Genomic DNA, 21,037 nt, shown 5'->3' on the forward strand with positions numbered 1-21,037 from the left:
ATTACCGTGTAGTATTTGGGGGGCTTCGATGATGGCGGATACGATCACCTCGTTCGCGACTGCGATAACGTCGGCGGGTAACGCGGGCGGGATCGGCCCAGCGGGGACAACGGCAACCGTGGGCTTCGCTGCGTTGATCGATGCGGGCACGGTCCTCGCGGCAGCAGCGCCATCGCCGGCATGCGCGGACATTCAGCTGTCCGCTATATCTTCGCAGCCGATCGCCGCGTTCGAGGATGCCGCGACCACCGGGGTGGCGACGGGATCGCCCACTGAGCAGCATCCGTCCGTCATAACGGCCGCAGCCGGCGCAGGACCGATGATCAAGCCAGCGACAAGCGCTGTGCCAGTGGGCGGGTCGGTCGCGGTCATCTCGGCACCAACGCCGATGGCGGCAGATCCGGCGGTAGGGGCGGAGCTTGTTCCGGCGGAAGCCAGTTCGCAGGCCGCGGTTGCGGCCAGTTCCGACAAGCCTGGTACGGACGTCGACGACGAAGAGCCGCGATCGCCGCTTGGCGACGCTGTCCCGTCCGCCGTCCCGACACCTGCACCTGCACCTGCACCTGCACCTGCACCGGTGATGCCAACAACGACGTCGCAGGCGGTGGTGCCGCAGAACATGACCGTGCGAGGGTCTCCATCTACGAAGGCGGCCGCCGCATCGGACGGAGCGGAACCCATCGAGGCGGGCGCCGGAGTGATCGCGACGTCGGTGCTCGAGCAGGCGCCGGATGTGCTGGCCACGCGCGCTTTCAATACGGGCGCGCTCGACAAGTCATCCGCCAGGAAAGCGCTCGAAGTCATGCCTGACACCAGCGCCGGGATCCGACATGTCGGCGTGGATCTGCCGGCAACGCCGCCACCCGGCGTTTCGGCAGCGACACCGTTGCCGGCATCGATCACCGACGCGACGCTGCGTCTTGCGTATCCCGCGTTGCCTGCCACGCCGGCGGCGACCGGCACATTGCCACAGGCGAATGCATTGAGCGGGCACTTTGGGTCAGAAATCGGCGCGATCGTGCGTCGCCAGATCGCCGCGGGACGCGAGGAAGTGACGGTTCGGCTCGACCCGGCCGAGATGGGGCGGGTCCACATCCGCTTCTCGTTCGATCAAGGCGGCGAGCTGCGCGCCGTCGTTGCGACGGAATCACCGGCCGCGCGGGAATTGCTCCGCCGCGATGTCGGGCAACTCGACCGTGCGCTCGCGCAAGCCGGTGTTCGGACCGACGCCGGGTCGTTCCGTTTCGACGAGGGGCAGAGCGGCGGTGGCTTCGCGCAACCGCATCCCGGTCGCGCCGATCGTCGCTTCGCCATGACCGGGGACGGGGACCCTCCGGTCTCGCTGCACGAACCAATCATTCACCGCGCCGCCCTGCCGGGCCGCGTCGACATGCTTGCCTGAGGAGCACCCGATGACTGCCATATCGTCCAGCACCACTGCCGTCGCCGCGCCAGCGACCGGTGCCGCCAAGACCATCGGCGCCGACTTCAACATGTTCCTCAAGATGTTGACGACGCAGATGAAGAATCAAGATCCGCTCGATCCGATGGACACCGCCCAATTCACCCAGCAGCTGGCGCAATTTTCACAGGTCGAGCAGACGATGCAGCAGAGCGGCACGTTGCGCGACGTGCTCGCCAAGCTGAACTCCCAGGACTTGATGATGGGGGCCGGGTTCATCGGGCGTGACGTCGCGATCGCCAGCCCGGTGGCGGGACTGATCGGGCAAACGCCCGCGCATTGGTCCTACGCGGTCAAAGGCGAGGCGACCTCGGTGACGGCGACGATCTTCGACGCCGCAAAGCAGCCGGTTCGGACGATCGCGCTGTCGCGGGACCATGCCGGAGATATCCGCTGGGATGGCGTCCGTTCCGATGGTCAGCGCGCCCCGGACGGAAGCTACACCCTGACGCTTACCGCTCAGGACGCGAAGGGACTGCCGCTCGATGCGACGATCCTGTCGCGCGGGAAGGTCTCGGGCATCGTCTCGGGCGGCGAGGGCACGATGGTCGCCGTCAACGGTGCGGAGTTCAAGATGTCGCTGGTGAAGAACGTGCTGGGTGCTGCCGCTGAGTGAGACTTGCGATCAACGCACAGCGACGTGCAAAGGTCGTTTTGCCCCAATCCATCGACGAACGAAATCCGTTGATGAATACATCATGAAATTGACCGCGATGTCGCACTATTGAGGGTCCCGTGAGGTTGTATGCTTAAGTTGATCGAGTCGTGCAATGTCGAGATGGGGATGTACGTCCACGACATAAAAGCAACGTGGATCGCGCATCCATTCTGGCGATCACGCTTCGTCGTGGATGATGTCAATGTGCTGGAAAAAGTTCGGAGTTCGGACCTGATGGTCATGATCGACACGAATCGCGGGTGCGATGTGTCGGTGAGGAAGCGGCGGATCCGTGCAGGCGAGGGCGATACGGATCGTCGCGGCGCGCAAGTAGTGCCGCGACAGATGGCTCACCGCATACACTTCAAGCGGCATTGGCCGTCGTTATGCCACGGTCCGGTCGGCACGCGCGTCATTGCGCCGACCGCGTTCGGCCGCGCGGATCGCGAACGCGCCCTCGGTGTGGCCCAACGTTCGACCAGTGCGGTCAAGGCATTGTTCGAAGGTTGCCTGCAGGGTCGCGCCATCTCCACCCCTGTCGTGCTGACGGTGGTCGACGACATCGCCGAGGCATTGCGCCAAAACATCCACGCGTTCATCAGCGTCATCCGGCTGCGGGCGAAAGACGACGAGACCTACGTCCACTCGGTCGCGGTATGTGCCTTGATGATTTGCCTGGCGCAAGAGGCCGGGCTGTCCGACGATGCGGCGCGGTCGATGGGCACCGCCGGCCTGCTCCACGATATCGGAAAGATGTCGATCGACAGCGCGATCCTGAGAAAGGAAGGCGCGCTGACCGACGCCGAAGTCAAGGAGATCCGTCGCCATCCCGAACTCGGACACGCGCTGCTGCAGCAGGTGATTGGCCTGCCGGCGGTCGCCTGGGAAGTATGCCTTCACCATCACGAACGGCTGGATGGGTCAGGCTACCCGTTCGGCCTCGCTGGCGACGACGTAAGCCATGCTGCGCGCCTCGCAGCAGTTTGCGACGTCTACGATGCAATGACGTCCGACAGGCCGTATCGCAGAGGCATCGCGCCAGCGATGGCTCTCGGAAAGATGGAACAAGCGCACGGCGAGTTCGACAGGGATCTCGTCTTCTGCCTGATGCGCAAGATCGGCGTGTTTCCGCCGGGCAAACTGGTGCGGTTGCGATCCAAGCGCCTTGCGGTGGTACTGCCCTCGAAGGTCGAGAACCGCTACCCGCTCGCGCGCGTCTTCTATTCGACGGTCGATGCCTGCATTCTGCCCTATGAAGACGTCGTCCTGCATGACCGTAACGCTGAACATGCTGTCGCCGCGGAAGAGGCGGCGCGCTGGTTCACTGCGGACTGGAGCGCGATGTCGACCCGGATCATGGCAGGCGAGCCGGCGCTTCTGCCGGACTAACAGGCGGCGCGCTGCGGGGCGCCTTCCTGCTTTCGTTGGGGCTTATGCCCGGGTTCAGATTGACAGTCTGTAGCGGCATTGTCGTCAGCGTCACGTCATGCACTGGCGCGGCTTCGCCGTGCCCGATACCGCATCGACGAAGCGCGCGGCCGGCAGCCCGATGCAGGTACATTATTAATACATGTTGCTGTATGTTGCTGGGAGTTGGCAAGGGCTTCCACGCGTGAAAAACCTCAAGATTAGTGCAAAACTGATCGTCGTCTTTTGTATCCTGCTGGGGTCTCTCCTGGCTATGGCGACGACCTCGATCGTCAGTCAGCGTACGCTGAACGATGTCGCAGAAATGCTTGGCCATGATCGCAGGGACAAGCTTGTCGCCGTAGCGGCACTGGATACGGAAACGTCGGATTACCGGAATGCCGAGGCCACCAGCATCTTGTCGCAGGCGCCTGACGAAATTTCGGCGGCGGAGCATGAGGCGGTCACGCAGGCCGCAGGGATCACAAAAGACGTGGCGTTCCTTGAACACTCGTTGAAGAACCCGCAAGCACGGGCCGCATTCGGCGCATTCAGGTCGGATTGGAAAGCTTATCTGGTCGACTCCGAACAGACGCTGCAGTTTTCCCATGTGAACCGCAATGCCGACGCACTTGCCAGCTTCCGACGCAGTAAAACGGCCTTCGATCAAGCGAGCAACGATGCGGGTAAGCTCAAATCGATCCAGATCGGTCTGATGGATACCGACATGGCCGACGCAAATGCAACCTATACGACGTCACGGGACTTGTCGGTCGGGCTGTCCATCGCGGTAATCGCTCTGGCGATCGGACTGTTGATATCACTCATCCGCGGAATCGCGCGGCCACTTTCGTCGATGACGCAGGCGTTGGGCAAGCTTGCGGCCGGGGACCTGAACGTCGTGGTGCCTGTCGGCGATCGGCGCGACGAGGTTGGTGAACTCGCGGGCGCGATGGTCACGTTCCGCGATCAACTGGCAAGCGCAGAGCGTGCAAAGCAGGAGCAGACCGCGCTGATCGTCGACAGCGTCGGCAGCGGACTCGACGCGCTGGCGAACGGCGATCTTACCGCGCGGATCGAAGCCGACCTGACCGGCCCCTTCGCCAAGCTGAAAGACGATTTCAACAACGCGATGACGTCCGTCTCGGCAACGCTGGTGGCGATGAATGAAAGCGCCGCGGGCATAACGAATGGCGCCAGCGATATTCGCCAGGCTTCGGACGATCTCTCCCAACGCACCGAGCAACAAGCGGCGAGCCTCGAGGAAACCGCGGCCGCCATGCATGAGATCACGACAACCGTCCGGGAGACCGCCGCGAACGCCAACCGCTGTAACGCCGTCGTGCTGGGTGCGCGAACCGACGCGGAACAATCGGGCGAGGTCGTACGGCGTGCGGTAGAGGCGATGAACGGGATCGAGCGTTCATCCAACGAGATCAGCGAGATCATCGCGGTGATCGATGGCATCGCCTTCCAGACCAATCTGCTTGCGCTCAATGCGGGCGTCGAGGCCGCGCGGGCAGGGGATGCCGGCAAGGGTTTCGCAGTCGTCGCGTCGGAAGTTCGCGCACTCGCGCAGCGCTCGGCGGATGCGGCAAAGGACGTGAAAAGCAAGATCGGCGCCTCCGCGCAGCAGGTCGACGCCGGCGTGACGCTCGTGGGACAGGCTGGTGAAGCGTTGACGCGGATCACCGGGCGGATCGGAGAGATCAGCGGGCTCGTGTCCGACATCGCCGCGGCCGCCGAACAGCAAGCGATCGGACTCCAGCAGGTCAACACGGCGGTGGGCGAGATGGACGGCGTCACACAGCAGAACGCCGCGATGGTCGAGGAGGCAACTGCCGCCGCACGCAGCCTGGCGGATGAAACCGAGAACATGTCGCGGCAGGTCAGCCGCTTCCGACTGGATAAGCGTTCCGCCGTGCCGCGCCCGGTGTCTTCGGTGCACCAGCTTCAGGCACGGGCGGCGCAGGCCGGGGCGCGTATCGCCGCTGGTGCGCGGTCCGGGCGGAGCGCGGCAGCCGTGCAGCAGGATTGGTCCTCGTTCTAAGCGCGCCGCGAAGCGACGGATCGATGGTGCAAGGACGCGGGCGGGATCGAACGAGCGCGATACCCGCCGGGCATCCGCGATGCCACAGATCGCGGATGCCGTTTGATCGTCAGAAGCGTGTTGCCAACGCGACTTCGAAAGATCGCGGCGCGCCGATATAGACGTTGGTGGTGGGATAGCCGGAATACTCGCCGTAGAAGGCGTCGGTAAGATTGCGGCCGCGCAATGTAAGCGTTGCGTGTTGGCTTACCGGCACCGACAGGCTGGCATCCAGCACGTCATGCCCCGCCACGCGAATCGTGTTCGCGGTGTCGGTGTAAAACGCACCGACGTGGCGGAAAAAGCCGCCGATCGTCACCTTGGCGGCAAGCGTATAAAGCGCCGAGAGGTTCACCGTCGTCGAAGGTATGTTGATCGGTCGATTGCCGCTCCGCTCTACCCGTGCACCGTTCACCAGCTCGGAAAGTTCATCATATCGCGCGTCGGTGTAGGAGACCCCGCCCGACAGGCGTAGCGCTTTCACCGGAGATACGATCGCGGACAACTCGACCCCCTGCGAGGACTGGCGACCGCCCTGCACCGCGAGCGCCGGGTTGGTGGGATCGCGGGTCAGGATGTCACGCTGCTCGATGCGGTAGGCGGCGCCGGTGAGGCTTGCCCGGCCACCCCACGTGCTTGCCTTGAACCCGGCCTCGTAGGCGCGACCCGTGGTCAGCCGAAACCGGCTGTTGGCGATCGAGGCAAGCAGGATCGAGGAAACCGGCGATACCGCCGTCGTATATTGGGCGTAAAGCGTCAGCGCCGGTGTGGCCTCCCATGTCGTGCCCGCTCGCCACGATACGGGGTCGAACGTCGGGTTGTTGCGATCGACGGTGCCTGAGACGTTCTGGATCGTCCGACGGTCCAGCGCGATATGGTCCCAGCGGACACCGCCGACGAGCAGCCATCGGGGTGTCAGGTTTAGCGCATTCTCCGCAAACACGGCCGTCTGCTTGAGTCTCGAATCAAAGGTTATGTTGCCGGCAGTAAAGATCGCTGCCGTGGAAGGTAGCGGGATGACGGCTGGGTCGCGAATGTCCACCGTCGGCAAGGCCGAGGGAGGCGCCGTCTGGCGCAGGCTGACGAAGTCGGTGTCATTGTGCTCAATCCCGACGCTGAGCCGATTGCGCATGCCGGCGACGCGGCTGTCGTTGCCGACGACCGCGCGCGCGTTCCAGAACTGATGATCGTGGCGGAAGTCCTGGTAGCTTTGTCGAAAGGCACCGTTGGGGAACGCCGCACTCGGGCCGACGAAAGTCTGGGTATCCGCCAGCAGGAACGCGCGCTTCGCGGTGTAACCGGTAAGGTCGAGTGCGACTGTCCAGCCGTTGCCGGACATCCAGCCGAGTCGTGCGCGGGCCGTCGTCTCATCCGCCCCCGAATAGGCTCCCTGTGGATTGTAGTTGCGGCGGCGGAGTGCGCGGTCGGCAACGAGCCCTGTTGACGACGTCACCGCATCGGTCGGTCGCAACGCATATCGGCCCGGAATAAGGGGCAGACCCTGGTAGGTCGCATCGTAGCGATCCTCGAAGTGATCGACCGCGACCAGTAATGACAGGCGGTCACTGGCCTTCCACAATGCGCTTGCGGTCAATCCGGCCGAGAAGGTGTCGTTGTTGTCGACATCATAGAGGCTGTCCGATCGCTGGTAGCTGGCGTCGGCGCGCACCGCGAGCGTCGACGACAACGGCAGGTTGACCCCGCCGGCCGCGAGCGTCGTGTCGAAGCTGCCGACCGTCAGCAATGTATCCAGATGGCGCTCGTTCAACACCGGCTTGCGCGTCACCTTGTTGATGACACCTGCCAATGCGCCCTCGCCGTAGAGGACCGAAGCCGGTCCCTTCAGCACCTCGACCCGATCGTAGTGCCAGTTGTTGCTATCGCGCTGCACGACCGTCGATCCCGATACGCGGACCCCGTCCTGTAAAATCGAGACGGTATTGCCGGCGAAGCCGCGCAGGCTGACCACGGCCGGGTTGCCCGGCACGTTGCCGGCGATCGCACCCACCACGTCGTTGAAGGTTTCGCGCGCGGTGCGCAGGCCGCGCAACTGTAGCTCTTGCTGGGTCAGCACCTCGACACTCGCCGGCGTCTCGCGGATCGACAAGCCCAGGCGGCTGGCCGCCTGGGCTTGATCGTCGAGCTTGAGCGGATCGCGCAGGGCGGTGACGACGATCGTCATATCGCTGCGGTCGCCTGTGGTGTCGCCCGACTGAGCGAAAGCCGGCGCGGCGAGCAGCAGGCAGGACGCAAGTGCGCCCGACGGAAGGTAGTAACGGAACATGGGAATACCTTCGACCGGCCCGCCGTCGATAATGACCGGGGCCGCGGTTCATGAACGCAGCCGTTTGAAGCAGCGCGGGATGAGGTGTCAGAGGTAGGCGGGTGGGCCGCGTAACGGGGGGCGCAGAAAAGCCGGGCGTGATGGCACCGGCACCGTCGCGACCACCAGGCCAATAGCCATTACGAAGGCGATGAGTGCAGCGAGCTGAACGGGATCGATCGCCGTCGTCATGGCCGCGGAGAAACCGGAGAAGGCGCAGGGCATGTCAGCCTTGCCATGGTCCTTCGACTTGCCGTGATCGGCCACCCCGTCGTGCATTTCCATCGACGTGGCGGGCGCGATGCCGGAGCAGACGACCACCGCAAGGCGGCCGTGATCGCTCTCGATCATGTAGCCAGTCGGAACGAGCAGCTTCAGCAGCAGCGCCGCCGCGCAGAGCAGCACGGCGAGATGGCGTTGCGCGAAAAGGTGCCTGACGGTCTGCACGGATGTCGGTTATCGCCGTCTTTGTGAGGTGTCACTTGGACAATTCGTCTCGCTCGTTCTCACTGACCCGAACGGATGTGCCGCGCGGCTCATTGGCAGACTGGGGACGTCCGCGAGGTGTCTCGCAGACCGGCGCAACGTCGATCAATTGTTCTGCTTAATAGAGGCATTTACGAACGGCATGAGGCACGCGATCTACGGCGAGCCGACCGCACGGTTTTCTGTCATGTCGAAACGGGGCTGCAAGGCACAAACATGAAACGTCTCAACTCCCTTCTTGCAGGCATGTTGCTGCTCTCGGCCGTGCCTGGTGCTACGCAACCGAACGCCACCGCCCTGCCACATCTGGAAACGAGGGGTGGTCGCCATGCGCTGTTCGTCGACGGTGCGCCTTTCCTTATCCTTGCCGGCCAGGTCAACAATTCGAGCAATTATGCGTCAGCCCTCCCGCAGGTCTGGCCGATCCTCGATCGGATGAATGCGAACACCGTCGAGATCCCGGTGGCGTGGCAGCAGATCGAGCCGAGTGAAGGCAAGTTCGACTTCACGTTCGTGCAGACCCTTCTCGATCAGGCGCGCGCCCACGACAAACGGATCGTGCTGCTGTGGTTCGGGACGTGGAAGAACACGTCGCCCAGCTACACCCCGGACTGGGTCAAGCTGGACAACCGCCGCTTCCCACGCATGAAGGACAAGGCGGGAAAGGATCATTACGTCCTGTCGCCCATGGCGCGCAGCACGCTGGAGGCAGACAAGCGCGCGTTCGTAGCGTTGATGACCTATCTGCGGGATCACGACCAGCAGCACACCGTCATCCTGGTCCAGCCGGAGAACGAAGTCGGAAGCTACCGCAACCCGCGCGACTATAGCGCGTCGGCGAACCGCCTGTTCGCCCAGCCGGTGCCAGCGCCGCTGGCGCGCAGGGTCGGCAAGGCCGGCACATGGACGCAAGTGTTCGCCGGGCAGGCGGATCGTGCTTTCAATACCTGGTACACGGCCAGGTACATCGACGAGATCGTCGCGGCGGGCAAGGCGGTCAAGCCGCTGCCGATGTACGTCAACGCGGCGCTCGCGGGACCGTCCAACGTTCCGGACCCGACCGGCGTCGCCAGCGGCGGGCCGCAGCAGGACGTCCTCGACATCTGGAAGGCGGCAGCGCCTTCGATCGATTTTGCGGCCCCGGACATCTACGACAAGGTCAGTAAGAACGTCGGTCTGTACCTCGATGCGTATAACCGGGCGGACAATGCGCTTATGGTGCCCGAGATCGGCAACGCCCGAGCGTTCGCGCGTTATTTCTATGACGCCGTCGGGCGTGGCGCGATCGGCTTTTCTCCGTTCGGTATGGATGACACCGGGTTCTTCAACTACCCGCTGGGTGCGAAGGCCCTGGATGCCGAAGCGCTCGACGCTTTCGCCAGGCCCTATGCCGTCTTCCGCGGGATGAACCGGGAATGGGCGCGGATCGCGTTCGAGCATCCGACCTGGGGGGCAGGCAAGCCCGACGACGGTGCTGCGGCATCGACGACGATGGGCGACTGGAAGATCACTGCCAGTTGGGGCGAATGGCAGTTCGGCATGAAAGAGTGGACCTGGCTGAAATCGGAACCCGTGCCATGGGGTAGCGAGCCGGTCGGCGGCGTCGCGGTCGCGCAATTGTCCGCCGACCAGTTCCTTTTCACCGGCGATCACGTGCGTCTCACTTTCGCCCCGCGCGAGGGCGGGCCGGCGACGGGCATGGTCGTGAAGGTGGAGGAGGGCCGCTTCGTCGCGGGCCGGTGGATCACCGATCGGGTCTGGAACGGCGATCAGACGGATTACGGCATCAATCTCGTCGACCGTCCGGTGCTGCTCAAGGTGACGATGGGGCGCTATCGCTGACCGTCCGCGGGCAAGCGGCAGGAGCGGGCGTTGCACTCGCTCCTGCCGCTTGCCCGCGAGGACGTTCCAGGGGCAACGTGGAAAGCGCCCCTGCAACGTCGCCGCTCACCGGGCGCCGATCACCTGAACCAGCGCCGTCGCGTCCTGACCGGTCGGCAGCTTGCCCTCGGCGCGCAGCCGACCCGTCTTGTCGTCCCAGCGTAGCAGCGCAGTGGTGCCGTTCTTGCCGGCCTTGTACGCGTTGGTCACGCCGTCGTCGTCGTAGACAGCAAAGCTGGTGTCCGCGCCGGGATAGACCCGAATGCTGTCCAGCGCCTGCTTCGTCGCCGTGCTCGGGACCTGCACTCCCATCGGCACAATGGATCCCGCGCGGACGAACAGAGGGATACGGTCGATCGGGGTCGGCACGGTGACGGTTCGACCACCGCCATGGCGCTCGTTCGTCCAGTAATCGTACCAGTCGGTGCCCGCGGGCAGATAGACCTCGCGGCTGGTCTGACCCTGTTCGGTCACGGGTGCGATAAGGAAGGCGGGACCGAACATATATTCGTCGCCCATGTTCGCGACCTTGGGATCGTTCGGGAAATCCATGAACAACGCCCGCATGAAGGGCGCGCCCGTCTCGTAAGTTTGGCGACCCAGCGAATAGATGTACGGCATCAGCGTATATCGCAGCTTGAGGAAGCTCGCGAGCACGGGCTCGGCGGCTTTGCCGTACTCCCACAATGCGGTGCCGGGCCGTTGACCATGGATGCGCAACGTCGGCGTGAAAACGCTATAGGCGAACCAGCGGGTGAACAATTCCGGATAGTCCGCGTAACTGGGTGCCATCGCCGTTGCGCCGGCCGGATCAAGCAGCGGCGGTTTCTCCGCCTTCGGCCCGTTCGGCCACTGCCAGCCGCCGATGTCGCTTCCCCAATAAGCCATGCCGGTCGCGGTGAAGCCGAGGCCGGTCGGGATCTGGCGGCGATAAACCTCCCAGGTCGATTGGATGTCCGACGACCAGAACAGCGCGCCGTTGCGCTGCACGCCCAGATAGGCGGCGCGCGACAGGATCAGGTTGCGCATCGTGGGCCGATCCCGTGCCGAGCCTTCCGCAACGCCGCTGGTGTGAAGCAACGGGAAGATGTTGTGGAGGCGATCGCCGGACCCGATCGAATAGAAGCTGCCGTCCGGCACCAGGTCCGGCTCGGTTTCGTCCAGCCAGAACCAGTCGAAGCCTTCGCTGGCGATATTGTCGCGGATGCGATCCCAGAACCAGCGGCGCGCGTCCGGATTGGTCGTGTCGATCAGCGCTCCGGCCCGATCGGATCGGAACGGCAGGCCATCGACGACGTTGCCGTCCTTGTCTTTCAGGAACCAGCCCTTGCTCGCGAGCGTGTTGAAGTAGCGCGACTCCTTCTCGAAGCGCGGCCAGACGCTGATGATCGAGCGCATCCCCATGCCATGCAGCTTGTCGTTCATGGCTTTTGGGTTGGGGAAGAACGTCCGGTCGATATCGAGTTGGCCCATTCGCGACCAGTGGAACCAGTCGAGCACCATCACGTCCAGCGGCAGTTGACGGCTGCGGTAGCCCTCGGCGATGTCGAGCAGTTCCTTCTCGGTCTCATAGCGCGCCTTGCTCTGGATGAGGCCGAATGCCGCCTTGGGCGGCAACGGCGTCTGGCCCGTCAGGCGCGCATAACCGGCGTAGAGTTCGTCCGTGCTCTTGCCTGTAATGACGAAGAAGGACACGCGCTCCCCGACGTCGGAATGCCAGCGTGTGGCGTTGTTCAGTCCGGGCGAGACCGTCGTGCTCGAGGGATTGTCCCAGACGATTCCATAGCCCTTGTTGGTGACCATGAAGGGGACGCATACCGTCTCGCCGGCGGGTGCGTCGTAATTGTGGCGGCATTCGATCGTCCGCCCTTTCAGGTCCAGAATGCCTTCCTGGTTCTGGCCGAGTCCGTAATAATGCTCTCCGGGCGCGACGGAGAAGCTGGCGCCGACGCGGAACGTCTTCTCGCCGTTCACCACATGGGGCGCCATCTCCCAGCCGGTCATCTCCGTCAGCGTCTTGCCCGCGCCATCGGCGATACGCAGCCCGACCGGCGGGAGCGATGGGGCGAAATACCGCGCCATCTGCGTCGGCGCGCTTGGCCATGGCTGGGCATTCACGGTCAGCGTCAGCGCGGAAGAAGCGAAGACATCGCCGGCCGCTTCGGTGCGATGGGTCCAGCCGGCCGGGTCGCTCTTCGCGTTCGGCCCATCGCCGGGCGGCGCGTCGGCCTGATCGCGGTCGACGGCGATCGTCACGCGCACGATGTTGGGTGCATAGGGCTCGACCGAGACGAGGCTGCCGTTCCGGTCGATCGTGGCCATGGGCGTGGCAGCGGCGGCAAAGGGCATCGTTGCGAGCGCGGTGCAGGCCAGCAAGGCACGCGGCAGAGGCTTGAGCATGGGCTGAAGGGCGAGGACCGGCACAGGATTTCCTTGCAGAAAGCGACGCACCGCAGGCACGCCGGGGACAAACACGTGAACGAGGCTCGGCCTCTCGATGCAGGCGCGCCGCGCACGTGCCGGGTCATGCTGCGTTGGCGGTAGACGATCCCAGCGCCCAACCGCCGCGCAGCAGCACCGGTGCGGCGTAGCGCTACACGCTTGCTATAGCTCTTGATTTTTCGGCGACAAGAAGAGCCGCGCCATCGATCGATAATGCGACGATGCCGATCGGTGCACGGCCGGTCCTTCTCGAAGCGTACAACAATCTGGATAAACCATGGTCCTGCCAGTGTGCCCCGCCAATTCGCGGCATGGGCCACCACTGCGCCGCCCGGACGGGACGTGTACGCTCGGTGTTCGTAAGCATAGAGTGCCCGTGTTGCCGCAGACAAAGGCGCGACACGCATGCGCACTACGGTGTCAACTATCTTTGCCGGGTTCCCGGAACGTGGGCACCTTCGTGAAGTCGGCCCTGGTGAACGGCCGATCGGTGAAAAGATAGTCGTAGAAGAACTCGCGCACGTGCCGGTGATACACGCGAATACGATCGTGATAGGCGAGCTGCGCGCCAAGATCGGTCCCGGCGAGGCGGGTCAGCAATGCCTGAACGCCGACCGAAGGCAGCACCCAGCCGAGCGCGCGACCGGCCGCGTCGCGTCGCTGTAGGCCAGCGCGATAGGCGCGTGCGCTTGCCGCGACGCTTTCGTCACCATTCTGGTGAAACGCCAGATACCATTTGTAATGGAACGCGTCGCCAAGCGGCGCAGACCCCGACCATTGCGGATGACGAGCATAGAACAGCCGCATCGTGTCTTCGCGCGGGGTGTCCCACGCGGCGTTGACCCGCTCGCGTTGCGCCAGCGCGATCTCCGACCCTTGGGCGACCGGCACTGCGTTGTTGATTGCGACATGTGCCAGCGTCGGCGCGACGAGCACCAGTATCAGCCACATTCCCGCAAGCGTCGCAGCATTCGCGACCGAACTCCAGTTCAACCGGCCCACGAACACGGTCAACGCAACCCAGAAAAGCAGATAGGACACGATCACGAACGCGACGAGCAGTATATTCGCCATGCTCACCCCGGCGAAAACCGCCGCGCTACAGAACGGTAGCGTGAGCGTGAGCCACAATAAACCCGTGCGGAGGATGGTGCGGCGCCGGAGCAGCGCGCGGCCGCCGCGTGGCAGCGCCTCCAACGTGCGAAGCCGACCGGCCTCGCGCTCCCCGGATACGAGATCGTGGCACAGCGCGATGACGAATAACGGCGCCAGGAAGACCAGCACGAACGCGAAGTCGAAGCGGCCGGGCAGCGCGAGTTCGGGGTTGAACACGTCACCGTCGTAGATCTGCGCCTCTAGTCCGAGCGCCCGCACGCGGAGGATGTAAGGCGCGACGTCGCGCATGCCGAGTGCGGCGAAGGCGAGCGGGGAGGGGGCGTCCCACGTCGGGAGGAAGCTGTAATAGGCCGCGCTTCCGGCATCCTTGCTGCGGTCTACATAGTTGGCGACCGCCCTGATGTCCTCTGCCTGAGCGGCCGGGATTGCGGCGATCGCGGCACGCTGGCGTGACACTTCGGCGCTTCCGGCAGCAAGCGCTGCTATCGTCAGAGCGGCGAGCAGCGCCAGCCCAACCACGGCCAAACGTGCTCGCAGCAGCAGCCGGGCTTCATGCGTCCACACGCTCATCGGCGAGCCCCCAATCGGCGGGTCGCGTACACGAGCAGCATCAAGGCCAGTGCCACCCAGGCCGACAGGATCAACAACTCCGGCACCGCTGCTGCGGCGAGCGCTTCTCCTTCAGGCACACGATACGCGAAGTCGGGCATTTCTCCCCAGTTTCGTCCTGAGATCCGCTTGCGGCGATCCGCATCCGCGCCCTGTGCGACATCGGCGGCATAAGTGACATTTTCAGCCTGCATGCGATTGAGACGCTGCACGAGCGCATAGCGATAGGCCTCTGCCTGTTCGAGAAAGCGACGATGCCCCGCATAGTCGGTGCCCGCAGCGGCCATCGATAGCGAGCGCAGCGCGATTGCGGGGCTGAGCACTCCGACCGCCCGCACCAACGCGTTTTGTCGACCCTGCGCAGCGAAGCTCTCCGCGGCGTAGCGATCGAACAGCTCGGACGTCAGTCGCTCGCCCTCGACCGCGAGCACGCCCTTGTAGTTGACGGGCAACTCCTCGACCCGCGCTACGCCGTAGCGGCGCAGCGTCGCCTGCTTGAACGCGGCGTAGTACGGGTCGTCCGGATTGTGCGTGTCACCGAGCGTGCGCAGGTCCCGCGCGATCGCGACCTCCGTCTGTAGCTTGTTGCGGAGCGGCACCGCCGCCGACGCGACGTCTGGCGCGACGCGCGGGAGCAACACGATTGCCACGGCCCACAGCGCGACCAGCGCAAGCAGCGCATCACGGCTATGCCGCACCAGCGCCGAGACGAGCACGATCAGCACTGCCCAGAGCGCCAGATACGTGGAATAGCCGAGCACGATGACCAGCATCGGCAGCACGAGCGCTCCATGTTGTGCAGCGATCAACGCCAATCCGAGTGTCGCGGGCAGCCCTGCGACGACCGCTACGACGCCCATTGCCAGCAGCTTGCCACCTACCACTTGCCAACGCGTCGCCCCGTGCAGCAGAAGCAGGCGCAGCGTGCCGCGCTCGGTCTCTCGCGACAGCGCGCCGAAGCCCAGGAAGATCAGTAGCAGCGGCGCCACCACCTGCAGCACGAAGGCGGGCGTAAGTTGCCCGAACCGGACGAGCAGCGAGCTTTGCTGCACGTCGCCAAAATTGGCGGTGTTCTGGCGATGTCCCTCCAGGAACATGCTGTTCCCGGTGAACGCGTCGATTCCCGGATCGAAGGCCGCAAGCGGCGCAGGTGGGCGATAGATGAACGTGCCGTAGTGCACCATGCGGTGCGGATGCCGATCGGGTTGGGCGTCGAAGGCGGCTTCGGCCGTATGCTGCTGGCGAGCGCGCAATTGCGTGACCGCGCGATGATGCGACCATGAGCTGGCAACCGCCGCCAGCGTAAGCAGGACGAGCAGCGCAAACGCGATGACGGCCACGCGATTGCGGCCCATCAGGCGCAGTTCATCGCGAGCGATCAAGCCGACCAGGCTCACGCTGCACGCCCGCCGTCATTCACCTGAAGCCTGGCACGCAGCGCGCGGACGTCGAAGCGCTCTGGTCCCCGTGCCGCGACATGCTCCGCGATGCGACCGCCCTCAAGGAAGCCGATGTGATCGGCAACGTCGACGGCGGAGAGGAGATCGTGCGTGACCATCAGCACTGCGGTGCCGCGTGCGCGCACCTGCGTGAGCAGAACGTTGAAGTCGGCGGTGGCGCGCGGATCGAGGCCGGAGGTCGGCTCGTCGAGCAGCAGCACCGGCACCTGACGAAGGAGGGCTACCGCGATTGCTACCTTCTGTCGCATGCCCTTGGAAAGCCCGCCGATCCGCTGCTGCCACGCACGCTCGTGCAAGCCGGCGGCCGCAAATGCATCGGTAACGTCGCTGCGGGTCTTGCGCTCGCCGGACAGCGCAACGAGGTATTCGGCATTCTCGACCGCACTAAGGTGCTCATAAAGTGCGACGTTTTCCGGGAGGTAGGCGATGTGCCGTCGCGCGCCTTCCGGATCGATGCCGGGATCGATGCCACACACCGCAACGCGCCCGCCATCCGCTCGAACGAAGCCCAGTAAAGCCGACAGGGTCGTCGACTTGCCCGCGCCGTTGCCACCGAGCAACGCGGTGATGCTGGCGGCGGCAATGGATAGCGTGAGCCCGTCCAGCACGCGATGTTGCCCGTAAGCGAGCGTCAGGGCGTCGATGAAGATCGGCGGGTATGGATCGGTCATGCAGGCTCCCGGCTTTCGCGGCGATGTGACGGGCAGCAGCGGGTTGGTCAAGTGTAATGATGCACCATATCATTCTCGTTCGGAGGGCCGCCCGCGCAAGGGAGTTCCGGGCAACCGTGGCAGTGGCTATCGAAGCCTCTCCAGTCGCTCCTGCCACACGTCCGGCACCGGCACGGGGCGCCGTGTCGCTCGGTCGACAAGAACGTGTGTGAACAGCGCCTCGGCGGCCACATCCGGTATCCCGGCGACGAAGGCACCGAGCCGGTAGGTGATGCTGGAGGTGCCGATCCGATCGAGCGCCAAACCGACCTCGACCGTTTGCGGATACGTGATGGAGCGTGCGTAACGACACTGCGTTCCCACGACCACGCCGATCGGGTCGCCGTGCGCGACGTCCAGCAGTGCGGACTCGATCAGCCAGGCGTTCACTGTCGTATCGAACCAGTGATAGTAGATCGCGTTGTTGACGTGGCCGTACACGTCGTTGTCGCTCCAGCGCGTGGTTACCGGTTGCCACCAGCGATACCCGGTCCTCGGTCGCAGTGCTTCGCGTTTCAAATGCTCGCTCCTTCGATCCCAGCCTTCGGATGGTTCCGCAGATGAAGCGACGGCGTCAATATCGCGCAAGCCTATGTGGCGGGTCGCTCACACTCGCACCGTTCATCATCACCTCGGCTGTTCTGCTTTCGCAAGCCACCCGGTCGTCTCGCGCCGTTCCTTGGTGAAGATCGATGCGGATCTGCGGCCACAAGAGTTGGCGCTGCTCGAATGCGCCGTGTTGATGGGGCTCAATGCCGTCGGTAACACGGCTGGATCGAAAGCCGGTCAGATAGCGGCAGTCGTCGCGCTCGGTGGAGGCGGACTGATGGCGGTCTGAGATGTCCTTCCTGACGGATGCGCGGCATGGCGTTTCCACTTACACCCCAGTCGGCTGCGAGGGGCGCGTAGGGCCGAGGCGCGGCCGTCTCGTGAAGAGAATATACGCCGTCGGGAGTTGGCGGCATCGCTCCGCCAGCGCTCGGTTTTCCCGCGCTGTGCGGTTGCAGAAGGCGGTCAGCGAACCTCGTCTACCAGAGCGGGGGAACCAGGACCGAAGGACTGTCACCTAAAAGCCTCTTTGCAAAACTCGTTTGTTTTGCCTGACCTTCGACGCCGTTTCCTGCCTTGACAGAGAAGCTCGCCGCTGAATAATTCAATCATCAATAAGAAACCTTCATCGCGGAAGGTAAGAGGGGATATTCCAATGCTTCAGTGGCAAAAGCTCTCGCGTCGCACGATGCTCGCCGCGAGTTCGCCCGTCGTGTTGATGGTTGCGCTGACCGGTCCCGCGGCGGCGCAGGTCGCCACGCCCGATGCGATCGCGACCTCGCAGGATCCCGTTGCCGCCCCGACGCAATCCGATGAAGGCACCGATATCGTCGTCACCGGGATCCGCGCGTCGCAGGCGCGCGCGATCGAGGTGAAGCGAAACGCCGACAGCGTGGTCGAGGCGATCAGCGCGCAGGACATCGGCAAGCTTCCCGATGTCACGATCTCCGACTCCCTTCAGCGCATCGCCGGCGTACAGATCCGCCGCGACGCAGGCGAGGGTGCGGCCATCAACATCCGCGGCCTCCCGCAGGTAACGACGCTGCTGAATGGCGAGCAGTTCCTGGGTGCCAATTCGGTCACCACGGTGCAGCCGAACTTTACCGACATCCCTTCGCAACTGTTCTCTGGCGCCACGGTGTTCAAGTCGCCCACCGCCTCTCTCCAGCAGGCGGGTCTGTCGGGCACGGTCGACCTGTTGACGCGGCGGCCGTTCGACCTGAAGCGCGGCGTGACCTTCTCCGCTGCGGCCGAAGGGCAGTACGGCGACAAGACCAAGGATTGGAGTCCGTCGGCCAACGGCCTGATCGCTTACCACGGTGAGCGGATCGGCTTGCTCGTGTCGGCGGCGTATAGCGACCTGTCGCTCGCCAACAGCTTCCGCGGGGTGCAGGATTATGGTGTCTCGTTGCGCAACGAATATGGGCGTGATCCGGCGCTGAACGGCGATGGCACGATCTCGCCGGCCGTCGCCGGGGATTTCGCGGTCGGCAACAACGGCGTCAGCCGTGGGCGGCCGATCCGCAACGCGGCTGGCGCGCTGCTGGGTTATGACGTGAACGGTGATGGCGATGCCAACGACACCTTCATCACGCCGCAATCGCACACCGCCTGGAACCGCATCACCGATCGCCAGCGCTTCGGTGCCAACGCGTCGTTGCAGTTCGAGATCAGCGACGCGCTGCGCCTGACCGCGGACGGGTTCTACACGCGGCAGACTCAATATGACCGCACCGCCGGCTTTCAGTTCCAGAACGTCGACTGGCTGTCTTCGCCGTACCTGCCGACGGGTTCGCGCGACACGGGCGTCGCCTACGGCCAGGGCGTGAACATCGGCGACGTTTCGGACGGCGCCGGCGGCCGCAACGCCATTACGCAGAACCGCCCCTACAATATCAACACTGTGCAGCAATATACCTATAGCCTGCCGAGCTTCGACAGCTATTCGGAGACTTTCCGAACGAAGAGTGAGTCGCAGAACTACAACCTGCAACTCGATTGGAAGCCCAGCGAGACGTTCAAGGCAACGGTGCGTGGCATCTATGGCAAGGCGTCGCGCAAGCGTGATCAGTCCTATACGCAGTTCAGCCTGACGAACGGGCGGCAGTGGGCGTATAACGGCGTCGGCAACTACCCGACCGGTGACGTCACCTTCAACCCGACCGGCTACCAGATTTACGGCCAGACCGCGACCGTCGACTATACGAGCGGCGCACCGGTGTTCGGCTTCTCCCCGGCGTTCCTGGCACAAGCGAGCGATCCGTCGCGCTATGGCCTGAAGACCATCTCTTCGGAGGGCAATCAGTACCAGGACGGTGATATCTGGGCGCTGCGCGCCGACGCGGAATGGCAGGCGAACGACGACCTGAAGGTCGCATTTGGTGCGCGTTATGGTCAGCGCAGCGTCGATCAGTTCACCTTCGATCGCGTGTCGCCGTTCTACGCCGGCAACACCGATAACCCGGGTAACCCGGCGGCGGGGTGCCTGGTCAAGTGGAAGGCATTCGACGTCAACCTCAACGACAGCAAATGCTCGATCCGCGATGCGCAGGGCGTCGCCTACACGGCCGGCCTGACGCGACAGGCGAGTGACCCGATCTTCGCTGGCCTGATCAAGCAATATGCCTTGCCCGCGGCGGGTGCGCCGAACCTGTACGCACTCGACCCGAAAGCGATGGACGACAGCGAGGCGTGGCAGAACAAATTCTATCCCGGCAGCCAGAATCTGGTGAACCCGGCCCTGTCGTTCGATGTGCAGACAAAGCAGATCTCCGGCTACGCGCAGGTGTCCGGCGAGGGTGAGTTGCTCGGTATGCCGTTCCGCGCAAACGGCGGGTTGCAGATCGTCAACACGCGGCTGGACGTGCGTCAGAACATCGTCGGCGCACCGCAGCCCTATGGTGTATCGGGTGTCGATGCCGGCGACGTACGGACAAAGCGGCAGTTCACCGACTTCCTGCCGTCGATCAACATCGCGTTCGACGTCACCGACAAGTTGCGCGCGCGCGCGGCTTTCTCGAAGACGATGACGCTGCTCGACTTCCAGCAATGGGGCGGCGGGTTGAACGTAAACTATGCGATCAACACCACGATCAACCCCGCACGGTTCGAGGCGCAGAGCGCGGACTCGCTCGGCAACCCGAACCTCAACCCGTGGCGTGCAACCAACGTCGAGGCGAGCTTCGAATATTACACCGGCCGTTCGAGCCTGTTCGCGGTGGGGGCGTTCTATATCGCGGTGGACAGCTTCATCGATCGCACCACCGAAGTCCGCAACGACATACCCGACAACGACGGCGTGGTGCGCCGCCCGGTGATCACCAATACCTTCCGACAGGGGCAGGGCGGGACGCTGAAGGGCGTCGAGGCGTCGGCTCGTCAATCGCTCGCCGATTACGGGGTCAACGGCCTGTTCGGCGGGTTCGGTGTCGATGCCAACTATACCCTGTCACTGGGTGACGCCGGACTAGTCGATCTAGCCGGTAACAATCAGCCTTTCCAGGACAATTCGAAGCACCAGGCGAATGCCGCATTGTGGTTCGAGAAATACGGATTTCAGGCACGTGTCGCTTATAATTATCGTTCCAAGCGGCTGGTATCGTCCAATTACAACGGCATCCAGCAGGACGGTCGCGGACTGGCGCAATATCAGATGCCGACCAACTATCTGGATGCATCGATCAGCTACGATATCCTGCCGTACGTGACGCTTTACGGGCAGGCATCGAACCTGACCGGTGAGACCGAGCGTTATTACCTGACCTGGACCGATCAGGTGTTCAACGAGAACATCTACGAGCGTCGCTTCATTGCCGGGGTGCGCGTGCGCTTCTAACGTCGTATCG

At 64.1% G+C, this 21,037-nt stretch carries 14 protein-coding genes; 7 read left to right on the forward strand and 7 right to left on the reverse strand.

Features of this window, described 5'->3' with window-relative positions; translation table 11 throughout:
• The first annotated feature begins 118 nt into the window (after window positions 1-118).
• The 4 genes from SPHPHY_RS0109005 (at window position 119) to SPHPHY_RS0109025 (ending at window position 5,577) form a co-directional block, all read left to right on the forward strand.
• Window positions 119-1,402 carry a flagellar hook-length control protein FliK gene (locus SPHPHY_RS0109005; protein ID WP_196802152.1) on the forward strand — a complete coding sequence of 428 codons (1,284 nt, stop codon included), beginning with the start codon at window positions 119-121 and terminating at the stop codon, window positions 1,400-1,402.
• A 10-nt stretch (window positions 1,403-1,412) separates the two neighbouring features.
• The gene (locus tag SPHPHY_RS0109010) at window positions 1,413-2,078 is read left to right on the forward strand and encodes a flagellar hook assembly protein FlgD (RefSeq protein ID WP_022686357.1); all 666 of its coding nucleotides are present in this window, start codon (window positions 1,413-1,415) and stop codon (window positions 2,076-2,078) included.
• A gap of 129 nt (window positions 2,079-2,207) precedes the next feature.
• Window positions 2,208-3,509, forward strand: a complete 1,302-nt coding sequence (locus SPHPHY_RS19795; RefSeq protein WP_022686358.1) for an HD-GYP domain-containing protein — start codon at window positions 2,208-2,210, stop codon at window positions 3,507-3,509.
• Between the two features lie 223 nt (window positions 3,510-3,732).
• Entirely contained in the window at window positions 3,733-5,577 is a 1,845-nt protein-coding gene (locus tag SPHPHY_RS0109025) for a methyl-accepting chemotaxis protein (protein ID WP_028056688.1), read from the forward strand.
• A gap of 109 nt (window positions 5,578-5,686) precedes the next feature.
• Here the strand turns inward: SPHPHY_RS0109025 and SPHPHY_RS0109030 are convergent, their stop codons facing one another.
• Together SPHPHY_RS0109030 and SPHPHY_RS0109035 are read right to left on the reverse strand one after the other, a co-directional pair.
• Window positions 5,687-7,900 (reverse strand): TonB-dependent receptor, encoded by a 2,214-nt coding sequence (locus SPHPHY_RS0109030; protein WP_022686360.1) that lies wholly within the window; start codon window positions 7,898-7,900, stop codon window positions 5,687-5,689.
• A gap of 87 nt (window positions 7,901-7,987) precedes the next feature.
• Window positions 7,988-8,386 carry a DUF2946 family protein gene (locus SPHPHY_RS0109035; protein WP_022686361.1) on the reverse strand — a complete coding sequence of 133 codons (399 nt, stop codon included), beginning with the start codon at window positions 8,384-8,386 and terminating at the stop codon, window positions 7,988-7,990.
• Between the two features lie 255 nt (window positions 8,387-8,641).
• Here SPHPHY_RS0109035 and SPHPHY_RS0109040 point away from each other — a divergent pair, with 255 nt between their 5' ends.
• Window positions 8,642-10,267: a DUF5597 domain-containing protein gene (locus SPHPHY_RS0109040; RefSeq protein ID WP_028056690.1), complete on the forward strand. Its 1,626-nt coding sequence runs from the start codon at window positions 8,642-8,644 to the stop codon at window positions 10,265-10,267.
• Window positions 10,268-10,372: 105 nt separating this feature from the next.
• Here the strand turns inward: SPHPHY_RS0109040 and SPHPHY_RS0109045 are convergent, their stop codons facing one another.
• From SPHPHY_RS0109045 to SPHPHY_RS0109065, 5 genes are all read right to left on the reverse strand, one after another.
• On the reverse strand, window positions 10,373-12,655 hold the full coding sequence (locus tag SPHPHY_RS0109045; RefSeq protein ID WP_231370468.1) for a TIM-barrel domain-containing protein: 2,283 nt from the start codon (window positions 12,653-12,655) through the stop codon (window positions 10,373-10,375).
• A 513-nt stretch (window positions 12,656-13,168) separates the two neighbouring features.
• Window positions 13,169-14,434 (reverse strand): DUF3526 domain-containing protein, encoded by a 1,266-nt coding sequence (locus tag SPHPHY_RS0109050; protein WP_022686364.1) that lies wholly within the window; start codon window positions 14,432-14,434, stop codon window positions 13,169-13,171.
• On the reverse strand, window positions 14,431-15,870 hold the full coding sequence (locus SPHPHY_RS0109055) for an ABC transporter permease (RefSeq protein WP_022686365.1): 1,440 nt from the start codon (window positions 15,868-15,870) through the stop codon (window positions 14,431-14,433). The genes SPHPHY_RS0109050 and SPHPHY_RS0109055 overlap by 4 nt, the downstream gene beginning before the upstream one ends.
• Window positions 15,867-16,604 (reverse strand): ABC transporter ATP-binding protein, encoded by a 738-nt coding sequence (locus SPHPHY_RS0109060; protein WP_022686366.1) that lies wholly within the window; start codon window positions 16,602-16,604, stop codon window positions 15,867-15,869. Before SPHPHY_RS0109060 ends, SPHPHY_RS0109055 begins: the two co-directional genes overlap by 4 nt.
• 126 nt (window positions 16,605-16,730) lie before the next feature.
• Window positions 16,731-17,231 carry an acyl-CoA thioesterase gene (locus SPHPHY_RS0109065; protein WP_231370390.1) on the reverse strand — a complete coding sequence of 167 codons (501 nt, stop codon included), beginning with the start codon at window positions 17,229-17,231 and terminating at the stop codon, window positions 16,731-16,733.
• A 91-nt stretch (window positions 17,232-17,322) separates the two neighbouring features.
• Between SPHPHY_RS0109065 and SPHPHY_RS21965 the strand changes: the two genes are divergently transcribed.
• Together SPHPHY_RS21965 and SPHPHY_RS0109075 are read left to right on the forward strand one after the other, a co-directional pair.
• Window positions 17,323-17,481: a hypothetical protein gene (locus SPHPHY_RS21965; protein ID WP_156025073.1), complete on the forward strand. Its 159-nt coding sequence runs from the start codon at window positions 17,323-17,325 to the stop codon at window positions 17,479-17,481.
• Between the two features lie 366 nt (window positions 17,482-17,847).
• Window positions 17,848-21,027 carry a TonB-dependent receptor gene (locus SPHPHY_RS0109075; RefSeq protein ID WP_022686369.1) on the forward strand — a complete coding sequence of 1,060 codons (3,180 nt, stop codon included), beginning with the start codon at window positions 17,848-17,850 and terminating at the stop codon, window positions 21,025-21,027.
• The last annotated feature ends 10 nt before the right edge of the window (window positions 21,028-21,037 follow it).

This window comes from Sphingomonas phyllosphaerae 5.2 (assembly GCF_000419605.1).
Classification (GTDB): domain Bacteria; phylum Pseudomonadota; class Alphaproteobacteria; order Sphingomonadales; family Sphingomonadaceae; genus Sphingomonas; species Sphingomonas phyllosphaerae_B.

What these genes read in the sequence shown, in the direction of transcription:
- SPHPHY_RS0109010 (WP_022686357.1), top strand. Translation starts at nt 1,413, where the DNA reads ATGACTGCCATATCGTCCAGCACCACTGCCGTCGCCGCGCCAGCGACC.
- SPHPHY_RS19795 (WP_022686358.1), top strand. Translation starts at nt 2,208, where the DNA reads ATGCTTAAGTTGATCGAGTCGTGCAATGTCGAGATGGGGATGTACGTC.
- SPHPHY_RS0109030 (WP_022686360.1), bottom strand. Translation starts at nt 7,900, where the DNA reads ATGTTCCGTTACTACCTTCCGTCGGGCGCACTTGCGTCCTGCCTGCTG.
- SPHPHY_RS0109040 (WP_028056690.1), top strand. Translation starts at nt 8,642, where the DNA reads ATGAAACGTCTCAACTCCCTTCTTGCAGGCATGTTGCTGCTCTCGGCC.
- SPHPHY_RS0109045 (WP_231370468.1), bottom strand. Translation starts at nt 12,655, where the DNA reads ATGCCCTTTGCCGCCGCTGCCACGCCCATGGCCACGATCGACCGGAAC.
- SPHPHY_RS0109050 (WP_022686364.1), bottom strand. Translation starts at nt 14,434, where the DNA reads ATGAGCGTGTGGACGCATGAAGCCCGGCTGCTGCTGCGAGCACGTTTG.
- SPHPHY_RS0109060 (WP_022686366.1), bottom strand. Translation starts at nt 16,604, where the DNA reads ATGACCGATCCATACCCGCCGATCTTCATCGACGCCCTGACGCTCGCT.
- SPHPHY_RS0109075 (WP_022686369.1), top strand. Translation starts at nt 17,848, where the DNA reads ATGCTTCAGTGGCAAAAGCTCTCGCGTCGCACGATGCTCGCCGCGAGT.